The sequence below is a fragment of the Bradyrhizobium sp. STM 3562 genome, from assembly GCF_045571435.1.
Classification (GTDB): Bacteria; Pseudomonadota; Alphaproteobacteria; order Rhizobiales; family Xanthobacteraceae; genus Bradyrhizobium.
Genome location: NZ_CP120694.1, coordinates 5,102,540 through 5,118,443, shown reverse-complemented (window position 1 = coordinate 5,118,443; position 15,904 = coordinate 5,102,540). Strand labels below are relative to the sequence as shown.

Genomic DNA, 15,904 nt, shown 5'->3' with positions numbered 1-15,904 from the left:
AGCAGCCTCAATTTTGGAAACATGAGCCGGGAGCAGTGGCGCCGATGAGAGATTTCTGGATCGCGAGCGGCCACCACTTGCTCGATCGTGATGCGAGCGGCGGGCTTGTGGTCACAGACGAATTTCTGAAAGCCTATTTCGTGCGTCCCGAACTCAGGCCGCCGGATGATGCCTGTCCCGTCGAGCGCATGTTGCACCGGAACCTGCTGGATGATCCGCGCTTGGCGGTCGGCGCTGACGAACTGGCAGCAATCGTGGATGCCGATGCGCGGGAGAATTGGCACTTCGTGCTCGCGTTCCGCGACCTTTTGTTGCGTCATCCGACCCTGGAGGCTGCCTATCTCGTGTTGATCCGTTCAGGCTCGGTCAATTTGCCGCCGCTGTTCATCGATCAGCTTGTTCACGTGATCATGCGCAACGCATTGGACGGCTGCGATGATCCGTTCACGTTGCGCGCGGGTGAGCTGTTCTTCCGGCTACAGCGGCTCATTACGCACGAACATTCGCTGCTTCTGGCAGATGATGAGATCATTGGCTGCCGCAACGCGACTCCAGTTCTGTCGCTGATGTCCATGCTCGGCGCAACCGCCGAGGGCGACGTCGACGTTCTCAGCGAAGAGAACGCCGACAGCTATTGGCAACGCAGCGACCAGTTCGACATGGCGCTTGACCTCAGCGGAACCGGACCAGGACGAGCAGCGATCGCGGCAGCGATGACGCATTTTATTTCTCACCTGCTTGGCATCGATGTCAGGATCAAGCCCACGACAGAGCTGCGTGATGCAAGACTCACCTGGTATGTGGGGCTCGACGCCGAGGCGACCCGCATCGGCGATCGGCTCTGGAATGGTGAGACCCTCGACGACCGCACGGCCGGCCGCGTGCTTGCGCTGTTCCAGCTCACCTTTGCTGATGCTGCGCTGGCGGCCGATACTCTCGATCGCGAGCCGGTCTATTTGATACTGGCAATGACATCCGACCGGCTGGTGCGAATGAAGCCGCAAAATCTCTTGACGGGGTTGCCGATCAAGCATCCGGAGGCGACAGCATGACTCCCGCCGCCCCGCCGTTGCAGCGCATTCCCGTTGGCGTCGTGGTGGAGCGTCGCAAGTCGGGGTCTCCGTGGGTCGATTTCATATGGCGAGGTATCGGCGTGCTGCCGGATGAGCCGGCGATGACGCCCTGGACGGTCATACGCGAGCAGCGCGAGGCGACGCTCTTTTATGCGGGCAGTGCGACAGTCGATCTTTATCGCTCGGAGACCGAGCGATACCGCGACAATCTTGCCAGCGGCGCACCGAGCATCTGGATCGTGTTGAGCCCTTCCGAGGGCGCCTGGCCTTACGCCGTTTCGGCCGTCACCGCGGATCCGGCCGAGGGCGAGGCGTTCACCGAAGCCGCCGCCAATCTGGTCGAGGCAGTGCCGATGCCTGAGGTGCTGCATCAGGCGATTGAAAGCTTTGTTGCCGAGCACCACGTCGAAAGGCAATTCGTCAAGCGCGAGCGACGCCGGGCCGATCCGGAGGCGCTGGCGCGGCGGCGCCATGAGGATGGGCGGGAATGAGCGGTGATGATTTTCTGGCGCGCTGGTCTCGTCGCAAGCAGGAGGCGAGGGCGGGTCAGGCTGTGCCACAGCCCGAGAAGCCCGTTGAGGTGCGGCAGCCGGTAGCATCGGCCGGTGCTGCGGAAGAGGCGTCCCATCCGGAATTGGATCTTGCGAGTTTGCCGCCAGTCGATTCCATCGACGCGGCCACCGATATCACCGCGTTTCTGCGCAAGGGCATCCCGCAGGAGTTGAGCCGCGCGGCGCTTCGTCGAGCCTGGAGCAGCGATCCTGCGATCCGCGATTTCGTCGGGCTCGCAGAGAGCGCCTGGGATTTCAACGACCCGGACGCGATGCCCGGCTTTGGTCCGCTCGACTATTCGGCGGAGCAGCTAGCGGCCCTCGTTCACCGCATTGTCGGCGGCGTTGCGCAGGCGGCCGAAAGCATCTCGAAGTCACCCACCGAGGCGGCCGAACAATCGGGCGAACTCCGGCAAGCGTCAGAGCCGGCGGAAGTGACTGGTGAGCCTCAACCATCCTGTGCGTCCATCTCGGCCGAACCGCAACCGGGCTCTGCTGCATCGCAACGGGCGTGTGCGATGCAGGGCGAGCCGGGAGAGAGCGAGGGAAGTCCTCCTCGGCGACGCACGCATGGCGGCGCGTTGCCGCGGTAGACTGCGACCAAATGATATAGTCTCGGGCTATGGCTCTCGATTGACCGTTCCCCAACTCGCTCCTAGTCTTGATTGCGCAAAGCTATTCAAGCGCTTGGCACCCTGGATGGGGAGGTCCACGTGCGCGATGCGGGCCTCAATCGAGCTATCGATGCAGCAGGCGGCGTAGCCCAGCTTGCCCGCAAGATTGGTATTGCGCAGCCTTCCGTTTCCAACTGGAACAGGGTGCCTGCGGAGCGGGTGGTCGCGGTGGAAGCCGCGACCGACGTGCCGCGCAAGTTGCTTCGTCCCGATCTCTACGGCGAGTCAGCGGCGGCGGCGGATCATGCTGTTGATCCGCTCGATGCCGCGCGTGCGCAGGAATATGCGTTGCTCGCAACGTTGCTCGCTTCCGCGCCATCGCCTGCGTTGCTGGAACAGATCGCGCAACTGCCCCACGATGCGACGCCGCTGGGGCGTGCCCATGCGGCTCTCGCGGAAGCGGCGGCGCGTGCCGTCGCTACCGAGGTTGAGCGCGAATATTTCGATGTGTTCGTCGGAGTAGGGCGTGGCGAGCTGCTGCCCTACGCATCCTACTATCTGACCGGCTTCCTCAACGAACGCCCGCTGTCCCGCTTGCGCGAGGATCTTGCCGCGCTTGGTATCGAGCGGGTCGAAACCAATTCCGAACCCGAGGATCATGCGGCGACGTTGTGCGAGATCATGGCCGGCCTTGCGGCTGGTCGCTTCGTCGCGTCGCCGCACGCGCAGCGCGCCTTCTTCGAGAAACATCTGTCCCGCTGGATGGGTCATTTATTCGCTGATTTGGAGAAAGCTGAAAACGCCAGGTTCTACCGCTCGGTCGGAACACTTGGACGCGTGTTTCTGGAAATCGAAGCTGAGGCTTTTACGTTCGCCAGTTGACCACTGCACCGGTTGAGGAGGAATGCGATGAAGGACGAGAAGCAAACGACCGTCGGCCGCCGCGATTTCCTCCGCAAGGTCGGTATCGGCACAGTTGGTGCCAGCGCGACGCTGGCAACGCCCTTGCTCGCGCCCGCGCGGGCAGACAGCGAGACCAACGATGAGAAACTGAAGGCGCGCTACAAAGAAACCGATCATGTGAAGAAGTACTATCGCGTCAATCGTTATCCGGGTTGAGGAGGCTGCCGTGCTGATCAAGAGGACACAGCGTTCCGAAACCGCTTCACACGGATCCGTCGCGGCCACCCTGTCCGGGCAAGTCGGCGGACTTGACCGCCGTGCATTTCTGCGCCGTTCCGGCCTTGCCGGAGGCGCGCTCGCCGCGTTGGGCACATTGCCGGTCGGAGGTGTTCGCAAGGCGGAAGCTGCCGCCGCCGGTCCGCTCTCCGCAGGGGCAACCGTACGCAAGAACATCTGCACGCATTGTGCGGTCGGATGCACGGTAACCGCGGAAGTGTTGAACGGGGTATGGGTTGGCCAGGAGCCGAGCTGGGATTCGCCAATCAATCGCGGATCACATTGCGCCAAGGGCGCCTCGGTGCGCGAACTCGTGCATAGCGAGCGCCGGCTGCGCTACCCGATGAAACTTGCGGGCGGTCAATGGACGCGCATCTCGTGGGATACCGCCATCAATGAGATCGGCGACAAGCTGATGCAGGTCCGTGAGAAATCCGGCCCCGATTCCGTCTATTGGCTTGGATCAGCCAAGATGACGAATGAGGGCTCCTATCTCTTCCGCAAGCTCGGCGCGTTCTGGGGCACCAACAACACCGACCATCAGGCGCGCATCTGCCATTCGACGACAGTCACGGGCGTGGCCAATACATGGGGCTACGGCGCGATGACGAACAGCTTCAATGACATCAGGAATTCGAAGACCCTGATCATCTGGGGCGGAAATCCGGCGGAGGCCCATCCTGTATCGTTGCAGCATCTGCTCGAAGGAAAGGAGTTGAATAGGGCCAATTTCATCGTTGTCGACCCGCGTCTGACGCGGACCGCGGCGCATGCGACGGAATATGTACGGTTGCGGCCCGGCACCGATATCCCCGTGCTCTACGGGATGATGTGGCACGTTCTCAAGAATGGCTGGGAGGACCAGGAGTTCATTCGGCAACGCGTCTACGGCTTCGACGATCTTCGCAAGGAAGTCGAGAAGTGGACGCCGGACGAAGTCGAGCGCGTCAGCGGGGTGCCCCCTGCGCAGCTCGAGCGGGTCGCCAAGATGTTTGCCACCGAGAAGCCTTCGACGCTGATCTGGTGCATGGGCCAGACGCAGCACACGGTCGGCACGGCCAATGTGCGAACGAGTTGCATTGCGCTCTTGCTTACCGGAAACGTGGGCAAGGCGGGGACAGGCGCAAATATCTTCCGTGGCCACGACAACGTCCAGGGTGCAACGGACGTTGGCCTCGATATCGTGACGCTGCCGTTCTACTACGGCCTCGCGGAAGGCGCCTGGAAGCACTGGGCGCGGGTCTGGGAAGTCGATTACGATTATCTGGCCTCGCGCTTCAGCGACAAGAAGCAGATGGAAACGCCAGGCATTCCGCTGACACGCTGGTTCGATGCCACCATCCTGCCGAAGAGCGACGTTGCGCAGCAGGACAATATCAAGGCGGTGTTCGTGCAGGGACACGCCAGCAACAGTATTACGCGCATTCCCGAATCTCTGAAGGGGCTGAAGGCGCTCGAATTGCTGGTGGTCGCCGACCCCCATCCCACGACATGGACGTCGCTCTCTGTCGAGGCCGGGCGCAAAGATGATCTCTATCTTCTCCCCATCGCTACTCAGTTCGAGTGCAAGGGATCGCGGGTCGCTTCGAACCGCTCGCTGCAATGGGGTGAGCAGATCGTCAAACCGGTGTTCGAATGCAAGGATGATCTTGAGCTCATCTATCTTATGGCGAAGAAATTCGGCGTTGCCGACAAGATGTTCAAAAACATCAGGGTCGAGAATAATCTTCCCGAGGCCGAGGACGTGCTGCGCGAGATCAATCGCGGTAGCTGGTCGACCGGCTATTGCGGCCAATCGCCGGAACGGTTGAAAGCGCACATGAAGAACCAGGCCAAGTTCGACCTGGTGACCATGCGCGCGCCCAAGGACGATCCGGAAGTCGGAGGCGACTATTACGGTCTGCCGTGGCCATGCTGGGGCACGCCGGAACTGCGGCACCCCGGCACGGCCCTGCTCTACAATACCAATCTCCATGTGATGGATGGCGGCGGCACGTTCCGGCCGCGCTTCGGCCTCGAGCGCGAGGAGAAGCTGCCCGACGGCACCACACGGAAGGTCAGCCTGTTGGCGGAGGGCTCGTATTCAAAGGGTTCGGCGATTCAGGACGGCTACCCCGAGTTCACGCTGGCGGTGTTGAAGAAGCTCGGCTGGGACAAGGAGCTGACTGAGGCCGAGATGGCCACCATCAACAAGGTCAATCCCGCCAACCCCGATACGGTCTCCTGGTCGCTCGACCTGTCGGGCGGCATCCAGCGCGTTGCGCTGATGCATGGCTGCGTGCCCTACGGCAACGGCAAGGCGCGCATGAATGCGTTCGGCTTGCCGGATCCCATTCCGGTCCACCGCGAGCCGATCTACACCCCGCGGGTCGAATTGGTCGCAAAATATCCGACGTTGCCTGACGCAAAGCAGTTCCGCGTACCCAACATCGGATTCTCGGTGCAGAAGGCTGCGGTAGAGAAGGGGATCGCCAAGCAATTTCCACTGATCCTGTCCTCCGGTCGCCTTGTGGAATATGAGGGCGGCGGCGAGGAGACCCGCACCAATCCGTGGCTCGCCGAACTGCAGCAGGACATGTTCATCGAGATCAATCCGTCGGATGCCGCTGATCGCGGCATCAAGGATGGCGGCTGGGTCTGGGTGAGCGGCGCCGAAAACAACTCGCGTGCCAGGATGAAGGCGCTGGTCACCGAACGGGTCGGGAAGGGCGTTGCCTGGATGCCGTTCCACTTCGGCGGCTGGTTCGGCGGCAACGATCTGCGCAAGAACTATCCCGCGGGCACCGACCCGATCGTGCTCGGCGAGAGCGCAAATACGATCACGACCTACGGCTATGACCCTGCGACCGGCATGCAGGAGCCGAAGGTTACGCTCTGTCAAATCGTCGCAGCTTAAGAGGAGCAACGTACATGGCTCGGATGAAATTTCTCTGCGACGCCGACCGGTGCATCGAGTGCAATGCATGCGTGACCGCCTGCAAGAACGAGCACGAAGTGCCCTGGGGCATCAACCGGCGCCGCGTCGTTACCATCAACGACGGCAAGCCGGGCGAGCGATCCGTCACGATGGCCTGCATGCATTGTACCGACGCGCCCTGCGCCGCGGTCTGCCCGGTGAACTGCTTCTACACGACGGCCGACGGTGTCGTGCTTCACTCCAAGGATCTGTGCATCGGCTGCGGTTATTGCTTCTATGCCTGTCCGTTCGGTGCGCCGCAATATCCAAAGGTCGGTAATTTTGGCTCGCGCGGCAAAATGGACAAATGCACGTACTGCGCCGGCGGTCCCGAGGCCGATGGCAGCAAGGAAGAATACGAGAAGTATGGGGCGAACCGTCTTGCCGAGGGCAAATTGCCGCTCTGCGCCGAGATGTGCTCGACCAAGTCGTTGCTCGCCGGCGATGGCGAAGTCATCGCCCAGATCTACAAGGAGCGCGTCAAGAAACGTGGTTACGGCTCTGGCGCCTGGGGTTGGAAAACCGCCTATCGCGAAACCATCGAGTCTTGAGGCGGCGCGGCATGCGAAGCGCGCAAGCTACCGGGAGGAGTTCATGGCCTCTTTCGAGCGGTTGATTTCTCGGACTGTCGGCGCGTTGGCATTTCTGTTGATTCTGACGGCGTCAGCACCATCCATGGCCCAGCAGGATCAGGTCAACCCGACGGCGAGCTCCGTGAGGGAGCAGCAACTTCTCCAGGAATTCGACCGAATACAGGGGCGCGTCAGCATTCCCGATCAGCGGTCCAGCGTCCTCGTGCAGCCGGCCGGGCGCGAGTGGCGTGAGTTTCGGACAGTAGCGCTGCGCTGGGTCGGCGGAATTGCGGTCCTGGGCATGCTCGCCGTGCTCCTGATCTTTTATCTCACCCGCGGCATGGTCCGGCTCGAAAGCGGACGTTCCGGTCGAACCATCGTGCGCTTCACGACCTTTGAGCGCTTCGTGCACTGGATGACGGCGACCTGTTTCATCGTGCTCGCGATTTCGGGGCTGAACATCACCTTCGGCCGGCCTTTGCTGCTACCGCTGATCGGCTTCGAGGCGTTTTCCGAATGGTCGCAATGGGCGAAGTACGCTCACAACTATCTGAGCTTCCCGTTCACCATCGGCGTCGTGCTGATCTTCCTGATGTGGCTCGCCGGGAATATCCCCAACAAGGTTGATGTCGATTGGCTCAAGCGAGGCGGCGGCATCGTCGGACACGATCAGCCGCCGGCCTACCGCTTTAATGCAGGCCAGAAGGCGATTTACTGGATCGTGGTCATTGGCGGCGGTCTGGTTGCAGCCACCGGATATCAGCTCATGTTTCCCTTCTACCTGTCAGGCATCGAAGGGATGCAACTCGCGCAAGTTGTCCACTCCGTCGTCGCGGTTCTGTTCATAGCGGCGATGCTGGCGCACATCTACATTGGCACGATCGGAATGGAAGGCGCCTTCGAAGCGATGGGATCGGGTACGGTGGACGTCAACTGGGCCAAGGAGCACCACAGCCTGTGGCTCGAAGAGGAGAGCGCGCGCACCGGTCCCAATGATGCGCGACGGCAGCCCGCCGCCGCGCCAGCGGAATAGGCGGGTCGATTTCATCGGCCGATCAGAGGCGTACTGCGCTTGTCGCAAAGGCCTGCTGGACCGGTTCTTGAACCTGGTTCAGGACAACAACGCCGATCGCGGCGATCACGATCGCGGCTGCGCAACCCAACAAAAACGCTTTCATGGCCGTTCTCCGCAACACGAAGATCATAGCAAAAGATGGGGACTTCGGCCAAACCGCGCAAACTGCGGGCGGCTGCGGAAAATGTGCGTAACCCGCCGGCAGTGACGCTGCTGCCGTGTCTTTCCGACGTGATGTCGAGATCGTGCCTTGCGGTCGAGCCGCCCGCCTTTCCCATGTCCGCTATTGAAGTTGCTAGCAGCCTCTCGGCGCTCCAGGACGGATAGCGGCTGGTAGCATGGCCCTACCTCGGTTCTGCGAAGCAGCGAAACGCGGGTGATGCAGGCCTCAGCCGTAAAGGTCGCTGCTGATGCCGTATTCCTCGTAGATGCTCAAGGGGTTAAGGTGAGGGTTGAGCCGGCATTTGGCTTGCGCCAGATGCAGGCGGACGGTTGCCGGCTCGCGGCCGTTGGCGAGCAGCTTCCTGATGTCCTCCATGTGGGCCCGCGGCTGGTGCTTCGACGGGAGCTGTTCCAGCGCCACGAAGGCGGTCGCCAAGGCTTCGGTGACGACCCATTCGTCGTGGCCCGTGATTCCTTTTCTGGGCATCGGCGCACTCCACATGCTGTGGCAAGGCTCATTGTAGCCCGATCCGGTGTTCGCTGCCACGTTGCTTTGAGCCGAGAAACCGGGGGATTTGCGAAGGACGCGGCCGGTCCGCAGGAAACGGAATAGAGGAATCATATACCGTCCGGGATGAAGCACTCGGAATCGGGGTTGAAAGCGGCTCGCTCGTGCGCCTAAATGGCGGCGCCGGTTCGTTGCGCGGGGGGACAAACGCTGCCGGACCTCACTTCCGTTGCCCTGCTGTTACAACAGTGGCGTAAGTCCGATTAAGAGTGGGATTGACTGCGGCTGTTCCGGCCCTGCGTCCGGAAGGCAAGACTTCGCGCACGAACGAGAGACGAAACACCTACCGCCACGGGGCACCCATGCGATTCCTGAGCTTCGTCTACCACTTCGTCACTGATTTCGCGTTGCTGGCCTCGGTCTATTTCAGTCTGAACTACATCGAGAAATACAACAATCGCGCGGTCCTCGCGCTCCTCGTCTTGATCTATGCCGGCCTGCGCGCCGTCTCCGCTGTGCGCTCGTTCTTCTTCTACCAGCGGATCGAACGATTGGAGGCGGAGGGGCGCAAGCTCGTCTCTCTGATCACCGACGGCGGCGCAGTCTCGCCGTTGCGCAAGCAGACCATTCAGGACGTCAGCGTGCTGCGCCGTGACAACGAGCTGAAGGCCTATATGGACCTGTTCTTTCTGGCGCTCGTAGTGCTGCTCTGCGTCGCCAAGATCGTGACGGATTGAGTGGGGCCAACGGGAGCCGAGTAGCGGAATAGGGTAGGCAATCCGCAAACGTGCCCACCAACCCCGATCTGCGATGCGACTGGTGGGCACGTCGCTGACGCGACTTTGCTCGCCCCGATGCTAAACATGATTCCGCATCCTGGCGGCGCGTTGCCGCGAGACGAACTTCAGCCAGGGCGCCAAATGGAAGGCGCTCATCAGCAAGTACATCGGCACCATTCCGCCTAGCGGCGAGGGATGCGCGCTCGTGCAGAGCATGTCCGTCGCGCCACCACCAAGAACGGACGTCAGCAGTGCCATTGTTGCGAATGTCGGGGCCGCCGCCAGAGATAACCAGTCGGCTGCGCCAAGCGCGGTGCCATCGCCGCCTCTGGTGCAGGCACCTGCAGTTTCGCGTTGAGTGGCCGTGCGGTCGACCATGATGGCCTCCTCGCCAGGACGTACTGGTTTGTGGCCGTGAGATAGACTAGGACCTAGCAGCGGTGAGAGTGACAAGTGTGGCGGGATTCAAATGGACTCGCTCATCACGGCCGCGGGCCGGGCGCTCGCGGCGGGTGATCCCCTGGGTGCACTGAAGCGGGTCGCGTTGCGCGACGATGCGCCTGCGCTCGCGCTTCGCGGCATCGCGATGGCGCAGCTCGGCGATCTCGTTCGCGCCAAGGCGCTGCTGCGAGGCGCGGCGCGCGCGTTCGGTCCGAAAGAGGCGGTCGCCCGCGCGCGGTGCGTGGTGGCCGAGGCCGAGATCGCACTGGTCTCGCGCGACCTGGGCTTTTCGGCGAAAGCGCTCGATGCGGCGCGGGCGACGCTCGAAACACACGGCGATCGCGTCAATGCCGCCCATGCGCGGTATCTCGAGGTCCGCCGCCTGCTCCTGATCGGACATCTCGACGAAGCCGAGCGCCGGCTTGCCGCACTCGACCCCACGCCGTTGCTGCCGGCCTCACGAGCCGCCCATGAGCTGGTCGTTGCCGGGATCGCAATGCGACGCCTCCGGACGAAACCGGCGCGCGAAGCGCTCGTTCGGGCCGAGCGCGCCGCGCGGCAAGCGGCCATCCCGGCGTTGATCGCCGAGGTCGAAAGCGCGTCCCTCGTGCTGAACAGGCCCGCGGCGCGCCTGATTGCCAATGGCGAGTCGCGACCACTTCTGCTTGAGGAGGTCGAGACATTGCTGGCATCGGACGCGCTCGTCGTGGACGCAAGCCGCCATGCCGTACGCGATGCGACCAAGGTGATCTCGCTGACGACGCGTCCGGTGTTGTTTGCGCTCGCGCGCGCCTTGGCCGAAGCTTGGCCGCACGACGTGCCCAGGGGTACGCTGGTCGCCTTAGCTTTCCGAGGAAAGCACGCCGATGAATCGCATCGCGCACGGCTGCGTGTGGAAATCGGGCGACTTCGCCGCGTTCTTCGCACGTTCGCCGATATCAGCGCGACCAGGGAAGGCTTTGCACTGGTGCCGCGCGGTGCGCGCAAGGCGGTCGTGCTGGCGCGGCCGGTCGAAGAGGCACACGCGGCGGTGCTGGCTTTTCTCGCCGACGGCGAGTCCTGGTCGAGCTCGGCACTGGCGCTGGCGCTTGGTGCCAGCCAGCGCACCGTGCAGCGCTCGCTCGACGAGCTTGCTGCAGCCGGCAAGGTGCAGTCCTTTGGCCGCGGCCGCGCGCGCCGGTGGGTGACCCCGCCCGTGCCCGGTTTCGCGACCACCTTGTTACTCCCGGCTCCTTTGCCCGCGGACTAGGATCGCGCCATCAAAATACTGGCGAGGATCGAAAGATGAAGAGAGAGGCGGCCGAAATCATCCGCGAATATGGGCCCTTTCCGGGGGTCGAAAAGGTGCATGGAGTAACCTATGACGGCGAGCAGGTCTGGTTCGCGACGGGAGACAGGTTGAGCGCGTTGGACCCGGGGAGCGGGACCATGCGGCGCTCGATCGACGTCGCGGCCCATGCAGGAACGGCTTTCGACGGCCGGCACCTGTTTCAGATCGCCGAGGACCGCATCCAGAAGATCGATCCGAAGAGCGGGCGGGTGCTCGCCACCATCCCGGCGCCTGGCGCCGGCGGAGATTCCGGGCTCGCCTGGGCCGAGGGGACGCTCTGGGTGGGCGTATATCGGGATCGCAAGATCCATCAGATCGATCCCGAAACGGGGACGATCCTTCGCACCATCGAGACCAATCGCTTCGTCACCGGTGTGACCTGGGTTGACGGCGAGCTTTGGCACGGCACCTGGGAAGGTGACGAGAGCGATGTGCGGCGAATAGACCCGCAGACCGGCGAGGTGCTGGAGCGACTCGATATGCCGGCCGGCACCGGGGTCTCCGGACTCGAATCCGACGGCGGTGACCAGTTCTTTTGCGGCGGTGGCAACAGCGGCAAGGTGAGGGCGGTCCGCCGACCGAGGCTAGGCTCTGCGTTTAATCGTCGGTAGATATTTCAAGCCAATCGTCATTCCCCGCGAAAGCGGGGATCTAGTGCGTCGTGCTGGCTGATGTTTTGCATTATCGCCTTTGAAATACTGGTCGTCTGGTCGACCGGGCGACGACAGCCAGCGCGTGAAGCTCTGCCTTCGACTGAAACAGCCGCCACAATTCCTCGTACATCGAGCGGGGTTCCGCACCCCGGGCGGCACAGAGAGAAGTCTCGCGAGTGGTGCTTTCAATTGACATGCCGCACCTACCTGTGAAGAGTGAGCGCTCTTGCGCTCCTCATCGCGGCTCCGATGCTCCTGTCTTCAGTTCAGCCCAGGCGGTCACAAATCCGTGCGCCGTACATGACGCACACATGGTTGCTGCTCACCTTCGCGCTCAGCGCGATCGTCTGGCTCGGGACGCTTGCCGGACTGCTCTCGCTCGCAAAGCGCGTCCATGATGATGTGCCGGCTCTCCTTGCCAAGAAACTGCCGCTGTTGAAAACGCACCCTGTGCTCATTTTCGGCGGGGAGAGTCGGACCGTCTATCAAGTCGATCCTGTTCTCGTCGCGCAACTGATCGGAAGACCTGCTGGTGCTGTCGTCAACATCGCCTATGATGCCGGCGAGCCGCTGGCGTTGCTCGCGGCCATGCGTCAAGAACCCGAGGCCTTTCGGGACGCCCACACGGTCGTCAGCGTCGCGCCATTTCTGTTTAACGAGGGCGTGAAGTCGGCTGCAGTCTACCCGCTTGACGTGGTGGCGCGGCTGGGTGTCCTCGACGAGATGATCAGCTTTCTTCCCTTAAAGATAGGCACGCTGATCCGCTTCGTCCGGGAGGCTTTTGCAAGTCGGCTGGCGGCGGATCAGAACATCAGCGATCGCGGGCCTCCGCCGCCTGCATTCGGGCTCGGAACCATTGACCAGACGGAGCCGGAAGACCGCTGGCCAGCGACAATCGGTTCGCACGCTCATTATGCGAATTGGGACATTTCTGGTCCCAAGGCGAGGTTCGGGATCGGCGCGCTTTGCGACATGGTCGGTTTCACGCGCAGGCTCACGGTGGTGATACCTCCGTGGGCGCCGCGCTATGATCGCGCATCTGACCCGGCCTGGCGGACAAAAGACGACCAATACGTAGACTTGATCACGGACGCGGGGCGTCGCTGCGGGTTCGAGGTGTTGAACCTTCCGCAGGTCCCGGGGCTGGCACAGCAGAACTACGCCGACGAAATGCATGTCAATGCGTCGGGCGTGCCAATCTACACCCGCTATCTCGTTGGGATGCTGAAGCAGTAGCCGCATCCGATGCTGTTCAGCTCGTTCGCATTCATATTTCAATTTCTTCCCGCCACGATTCTCGCCTTTGCCGCGGCGCGTCGTCATTCCGCTCGCGCCGGCATCGTGGTCCTGGCCGTGGCGTCGTTGACGTTTTATGGCGCTTGGCGGCCGATTTACCTGTCGTTGTTTGCAGGATCGGTGGCGATCAACTACCTGCTTGGGCTGGCGATGGACGATCCCTTGCGGCGCCGCACGATTGGCACCGTCGGCGTCGCGCTCAACCTCTCGGTCCTCGGCTTTTTCAAATACGCCGATTTTCTGTTTGACGTCTTGCATGAGGCGACCGGCGCGCCGTTGCCGCATCTCGATGTCGTTCTGCCGCTCGGCATCTCCTTCTTCACGTTCCAGCAGATTGCCTATTTGGTCGATGTGATGCGCGGCGCGAAGGTGGAACGCGACATCGTAAGCTTCACGCTATTTGTCGCCTTCTTCCCGCATCTGATCGCAGGACCGCTGGTTCATCACGCCGAGATGATTCCGCAGTTCAAGCGCGAGCGCGTGGGCCGCTCGGCGCTGCTTGGGGCCCAGGGCTGGGCGATCTTTGTAGCCGGCCTGTTTAAGAAGGTTGCGATCGCCGACAACCTCGCGCAGTTTGTCAACCCCTTGTTCGCCCATGTGGATGCCGGCGGCAGCGTACCTGCGGAATGGGCCTGGCTGACAATCCTGGCCTATACGCTGCAGATCTATTTCGATTTCTCGGGCTACTCGGACATGGCGATCGGGCTGGCTTTGCTGTTCGGCATTCGCTTGCCGGTCAACTTCCGCTCGCCTTACAAGGCGACATCGATCATCGATTTCTGGCGGCGCTGGCACATTACCCTGTCGCGCTTCTTGCGCGACTATCTCTACATTCCGCTCGGCGGCAACCGGCTCGGCGTGCAGCGGCGTTACATCAACCTGATGGTGACCATGCTGCTGGGAGGGCTCTGGCACGGCGCCGGCTGGAACTTCCTGATCTGGGGCGGGCTTCACGGCCTCTATCTCGTTCTCAATCATCTCTGGCGCGGTGATAAATGGAAGCGGCGGGCAGGTCTGGTGACACAGATGTCCTCCTGGGGATTGACATTCGTCGCTGTGGTTGTCGCCTGGGTGTTCTTTCGCGCGAAATCGGTGACTGGGGCAGGACACATGCTTGCCAGTCTGGCGGGGCTCGAAACGGCCGGCGCCGCTTACGGCTCGCCCGGCATTCTTCGCGTGATGGACTTGCCTCTGCTGGTCGGTGAGGAGCGACTCTTGCTGATCGGCTGGAGCGCGGTCATGGTGGCACTGGCGATCGCGCTTTTTCTGCCCAATGTTCCGCAAGTGTTTCGCTATCGCGAATACCGTCGCGCGCCGGAGACGGCAGCCTTCGTGCGCTGGCAGCCGAGCTTCGGCTGGGCTTTGCTGAGCTCGCTGACATTCGCGGTCTCGCTGTTCGGCATGTGGCAGCGCGTTGAATTTCTTTATTTCCAATTCTGATGACAGCACGTGCGGAACAGGCGGACTTTCTGCCATGAGAAGCGCGATCGTTCTCGGCACCGGGATGGTCGGGGTGGCCACCGCGATCCATTTGCGGCGTCGTGGCTGGTCGGTGGCGCTCGTCGACCGCAAGCCGCCGGGGCAGGAGACGAGCTATGGCAATGCCGGGATCATCCAGAGCGAGGCATTGCGGCCATATCCGATGCCGCGGGACTGGCGCTCATTGCTGCGGATCGCGACCGGCCGAACCAATGACGTGCGCTATCGCATGGCGACGCTGCGTCATCATGTCGGCCCGCTGCTCAGCTACTGGTCGCATTCGGCACCGGGGCGGCATGATCGGATCTCGGCGGCCTATGCCGAGATCATCAGCCGTGCCCCGCGGGAGCATGAGGATCTGATCGGCGAAGCCGGAGCAGACGCGCTGGTGCGCCGGGAGGGTTTTCGCGTGCTCTACCGCGAGCAGGCTGCATTCGACGCGGAGGTCGCCGCGGCCGAGGCACTGCATGCGGCTCACGGCGCGAAGTTCAGCGTTTTGACGGCGCACGAGCTCAAACAGGTCGAGCCCGGCCTGATGGATGCAGGTCTTGGCGGGTTGCATTGGCTGGAGCCGTGGACCGTTTCCGATCCCGGTGGGCTCGTTGCGGCCTATGCCAAGCTGTTCGAACGTTCGGGCGGGGCGATCGTGCTCGGCGACGCCGCCACGCTAGCCGAACGCAACGGCGTTTGGTCGGTCACAGCCCGCGATGGGCGCATCGACGCTGAAGCCGTTGTGGTCGCGCTGGGACCGTGGTCGCCGGACGCCTTGCGAAAATTCGGTTACCGTATTCCGATGGTGCGCAAGCGCGGCTATCACCGGCACTATGCAGGCGGCAGCGTGCTCCGTCTGCCATTGCGCGATGTGGCTTCCGGTTACGTGATAGCGCCGATGAAAAACGGCCTGCGCATCACCACCGGCGCCGAGCTTGCGATGCCCGACGATAAACCAGCGCCGGCGCAGCTTGCACGCGCGGAGCAGGCGGCGCGCCAAATCATCGATCTGGGCCGGCCGGTCGAAGCCGAGCCGTGGTTCGGCACCCGGCCGTGCATGCCCGACATGCTGCCGGTTCTGGGGCCTGCCCCTCGGCACAAGGGGCTGTGGATGCATTTCGGGCACGGCCATCAGGGCTTTACCCTGGGACCGGTAACGGGGCGGCTGCTGGCCGAACTGATGAGCGGCGAGACGCCCAGCGTGGACGTCTCGGCCTGTCGGGCCGATCGCTTCGAAGGCTGATA

General features: G+C 62.7%; 17 protein-coding genes. 14 read left to right on the top strand and 3 right to left on the bottom strand.

What is annotated here, in order from left to right:
• The first annotated feature begins 44 nt into the window (after positions 1 to 44).
• The 8 genes from P6U23_RS23795 to P6U23_RS23760 all read left to right on the top strand — a co-directional run bounded on the left by P6U23_RS23795 (position 45) and on the right by P6U23_RS23760 (position 7,978).
• Positions 45 to 1,052, top strand: coding sequence for a DUF6352 family protein (locus tag P6U23_RS23795; protein ID WP_407174991.1), 1,008 nt, complete (start codon positions 45 to 47; stop codon positions 1,050 to 1,052).
• Positions 1,049 to 1,564 carry a DUF3305 domain-containing protein gene (locus P6U23_RS23790; RefSeq protein ID WP_407174990.1) on the top strand — a complete coding sequence of 172 codons (516 nt, stop codon included), beginning with the start codon at positions 1,049 to 1,051 and terminating at the stop codon, positions 1,562 to 1,564. Before P6U23_RS23795 ends, P6U23_RS23790 begins: the two co-directional genes overlap by 4 nt.
• The gene (locus P6U23_RS23785) at positions 1,561 to 2,217 is read left to right on the top strand and encodes a DUF3306 domain-containing protein (RefSeq protein ID WP_407174989.1); all 657 of its coding nucleotides are present in this window, start codon (positions 1,561 to 1,563) and stop codon (positions 2,215 to 2,217) included. The genes P6U23_RS23790 and P6U23_RS23785 overlap by 4 nt, the downstream gene beginning before the upstream one ends.
• Before the next feature lie 120 nt (positions 2,218 to 2,337).
• Positions 2,338 to 3,120: a molecular chaperone TorD family protein gene (locus tag P6U23_RS23780; protein ID WP_407174988.1), complete on the top strand. Its 783-nt coding sequence runs from the start codon at positions 2,338 to 2,340 to the stop codon at positions 3,118 to 3,120.
• A gap of 27 nt (positions 3,121 to 3,147) precedes the next feature.
• The gene (locus P6U23_RS23775) at positions 3,148 to 3,357 is read left to right on the top strand and encodes a twin-arginine translocation signal domain-containing protein (RefSeq protein ID WP_407174987.1); all 210 of its coding nucleotides are present in this window, start codon (positions 3,148 to 3,150) and stop codon (positions 3,355 to 3,357) included.
• Between the two features lie 10 nt (positions 3,358 to 3,367).
• Positions 3,368 to 6,313, top strand: a complete 2,946-nt coding sequence (locus tag P6U23_RS23770; RefSeq protein WP_407174986.1) for a formate dehydrogenase subunit alpha — start codon at positions 3,368 to 3,370, stop codon at positions 6,311 to 6,313.
• Between the two features lie 14 nt (positions 6,314 to 6,327).
• Positions 6,328 to 6,924, top strand: coding sequence for a formate dehydrogenase FDH3 subunit beta (gene fdh3B, locus P6U23_RS23765; protein ID WP_407174985.1), 597 nt, complete (start codon positions 6,328 to 6,330; stop codon positions 6,922 to 6,924).
• A gap of 43 nt (positions 6,925 to 6,967) precedes the next feature.
• Complete coding sequence (locus tag P6U23_RS23760) at positions 6,968 to 7,978, top strand: formate dehydrogenase subunit gamma (RefSeq protein WP_407174984.1); 1,011 nt, start codon at positions 6,968 to 6,970, stop codon at positions 7,976 to 7,978.
• Between the two features lie 22 nt (positions 7,979 to 8,000).
• Here P6U23_RS23760 and P6U23_RS23755 read toward each other — a convergent pair whose 3' ends face one another.
• Together P6U23_RS23755 and P6U23_RS23750 are read right to left on the bottom strand one after the other, a co-directional pair.
• Positions 8,001 to 8,123 (bottom strand): hypothetical protein, encoded by a 123-nt coding sequence (locus P6U23_RS23755; protein WP_407174983.1) that lies wholly within the window; start codon positions 8,121 to 8,123, stop codon positions 8,001 to 8,003.
• Positions 8,124 to 8,408: 285 nt separating this feature from the next.
• Positions 8,409 to 8,669: a hypothetical protein gene (locus P6U23_RS23750; protein ID WP_024508644.1), complete on the bottom strand. Its 261-nt coding sequence runs from the start codon at positions 8,667 to 8,669 to the stop codon at positions 8,409 to 8,411.
• Between the two features lie 383 nt (positions 8,670 to 9,052).
• Between P6U23_RS23750 and P6U23_RS23745 the strand changes: the two genes are divergently transcribed.
• Positions 9,053 to 9,427 (top strand): hypothetical protein, encoded by a 375-nt coding sequence (locus P6U23_RS23745; RefSeq protein ID WP_024508645.1) that lies wholly within the window; start codon positions 9,053 to 9,055, stop codon positions 9,425 to 9,427.
• 120 nt (positions 9,428 to 9,547) lie between these two features.
• Here the strand turns inward: P6U23_RS23745 and P6U23_RS23740 are convergent, their stop codons facing one another.
• On the bottom strand, positions 9,548 to 9,847 hold the full coding sequence (locus P6U23_RS23740) for a hypothetical protein (RefSeq protein ID WP_407174982.1): 300 nt from the start codon (positions 9,845 to 9,847) through the stop codon (positions 9,548 to 9,550).
• Between the two features lie 91 nt (positions 9,848 to 9,938).
• Here P6U23_RS23740 and P6U23_RS23735 point away from each other — a divergent pair, with 91 nt between their 5' ends.
• From P6U23_RS23735 to P6U23_RS23715, 5 genes are all read left to right on the top strand, one after another.
• Positions 9,939 to 11,159, top strand: a complete 1,221-nt coding sequence (locus tag P6U23_RS23735; RefSeq protein WP_407174981.1) for a helix-turn-helix domain-containing protein — start codon at positions 9,939 to 9,941, stop codon at positions 11,157 to 11,159.
• Between the two features lie 35 nt (positions 11,160 to 11,194).
• Complete coding sequence (locus P6U23_RS23730; protein ID WP_407174980.1) at positions 11,195 to 11,851, top strand: DUF5074 domain-containing protein; 657 nt, start codon at positions 11,195 to 11,197, stop codon at positions 11,849 to 11,851.
• A 342-nt stretch (positions 11,852 to 12,193) separates the two neighbouring features.
• Positions 12,194 to 13,129 carry a hypothetical protein gene (locus tag P6U23_RS23725; protein ID WP_407174979.1) on the top strand — a complete coding sequence of 312 codons (936 nt, stop codon included), beginning with the start codon at positions 12,194 to 12,196 and terminating at the stop codon, positions 13,127 to 13,129.
• A gap of 9 nt (positions 13,130 to 13,138) precedes the next feature.
• Positions 13,139 to 14,629 carry an MBOAT family O-acyltransferase gene (locus tag P6U23_RS23720; protein WP_407174978.1) on the top strand — a complete coding sequence of 497 codons (1,491 nt, stop codon included), beginning with the start codon at positions 13,139 to 13,141 and terminating at the stop codon, positions 14,627 to 14,629.
• A gap of 34 nt (positions 14,630 to 14,663) precedes the next feature.
• Complete coding sequence (locus tag P6U23_RS23715) at positions 14,664 to 15,902, top strand: NAD(P)/FAD-dependent oxidoreductase (RefSeq protein WP_407174977.1); 1,239 nt, start codon at positions 14,664 to 14,666, stop codon at positions 15,900 to 15,902.
• Positions 15,903 to 15,904 lie beyond the last annotated feature (2 nt).

Coding starts and splice junctions, on each gene's coding strand:
- P6U23_RS23795 (WP_407174991.1), top strand. CDS start 45: ATGAGAGATTTCTGGATCGCGAGCGGCCACCACTTGCTCGATCGTGAT.
- P6U23_RS23790 (WP_407174990.1), top strand. CDS start 1,049: ATGACTCCCGCCGCCCCGCCGTTGCAGCGCATTCCCGTTGGCGTCGTG.
- P6U23_RS23785 (WP_407174989.1), top strand. CDS start 1,561: ATGAGCGGTGATGATTTTCTGGCGCGCTGGTCTCGTCGCAAGCAGGAG.
- P6U23_RS23775 (WP_407174987.1), top strand. CDS start 3,148: ATGAAGGACGAGAAGCAAACGACCGTCGGCCGCCGCGATTTCCTCCGC.
- fdh3B (WP_407174985.1), top strand. CDS start 6,328: ATGGCTCGGATGAAATTTCTCTGCGACGCCGACCGGTGCATCGAGTGC.
- P6U23_RS23760 (WP_407174984.1), top strand. CDS start 6,968: ATGGCCTCTTTCGAGCGGTTGATTTCTCGGACTGTCGGCGCGTTGGCA.
- P6U23_RS23755 (WP_407174983.1), bottom strand. CDS start 8,123: ATGAAAGCGTTTTTGTTGGGTTGCGCAGCCGCGATCGTGATCGCCGCG.
- P6U23_RS23750 (WP_024508644.1), bottom strand. CDS start 8,669: ATGCCCAGAAAAGGAATCACGGGCCACGACGAATGGGTCGTCACCGAA.
- P6U23_RS23745 (WP_024508645.1), top strand. CDS start 9,053: ATGCGATTCCTGAGCTTCGTCTACCACTTCGTCACTGATTTCGCGTTG.
- P6U23_RS23740 (WP_407174982.1), bottom strand. CDS start 9,847: ATGGTCGACCGCACGGCCACTCAACGCGAAACTGCAGGTGCCTGCACC.
- P6U23_RS23735 (WP_407174981.1), top strand. CDS start 9,939: ATGGACTCGCTCATCACGGCCGCGGGCCGGGCGCTCGCGGCGGGTGAT.
- P6U23_RS23730 (WP_407174980.1), top strand. CDS start 11,195: ATGAAGAGAGAGGCGGCCGAAATCATCCGCGAATATGGGCCCTTTCCG.
- P6U23_RS23725 (WP_407174979.1), top strand. CDS start 12,194: ATGACGCACACATGGTTGCTGCTCACCTTCGCGCTCAGCGCGATCGTC.
- P6U23_RS23720 (WP_407174978.1), top strand. CDS start 13,139: ATGCTGTTCAGCTCGTTCGCATTCATATTTCAATTTCTTCCCGCCACG.
- P6U23_RS23715 (WP_407174977.1), top strand. CDS start 14,664: ATGAGAAGCGCGATCGTTCTCGGCACCGGGATGGTCGGGGTGGCCACC.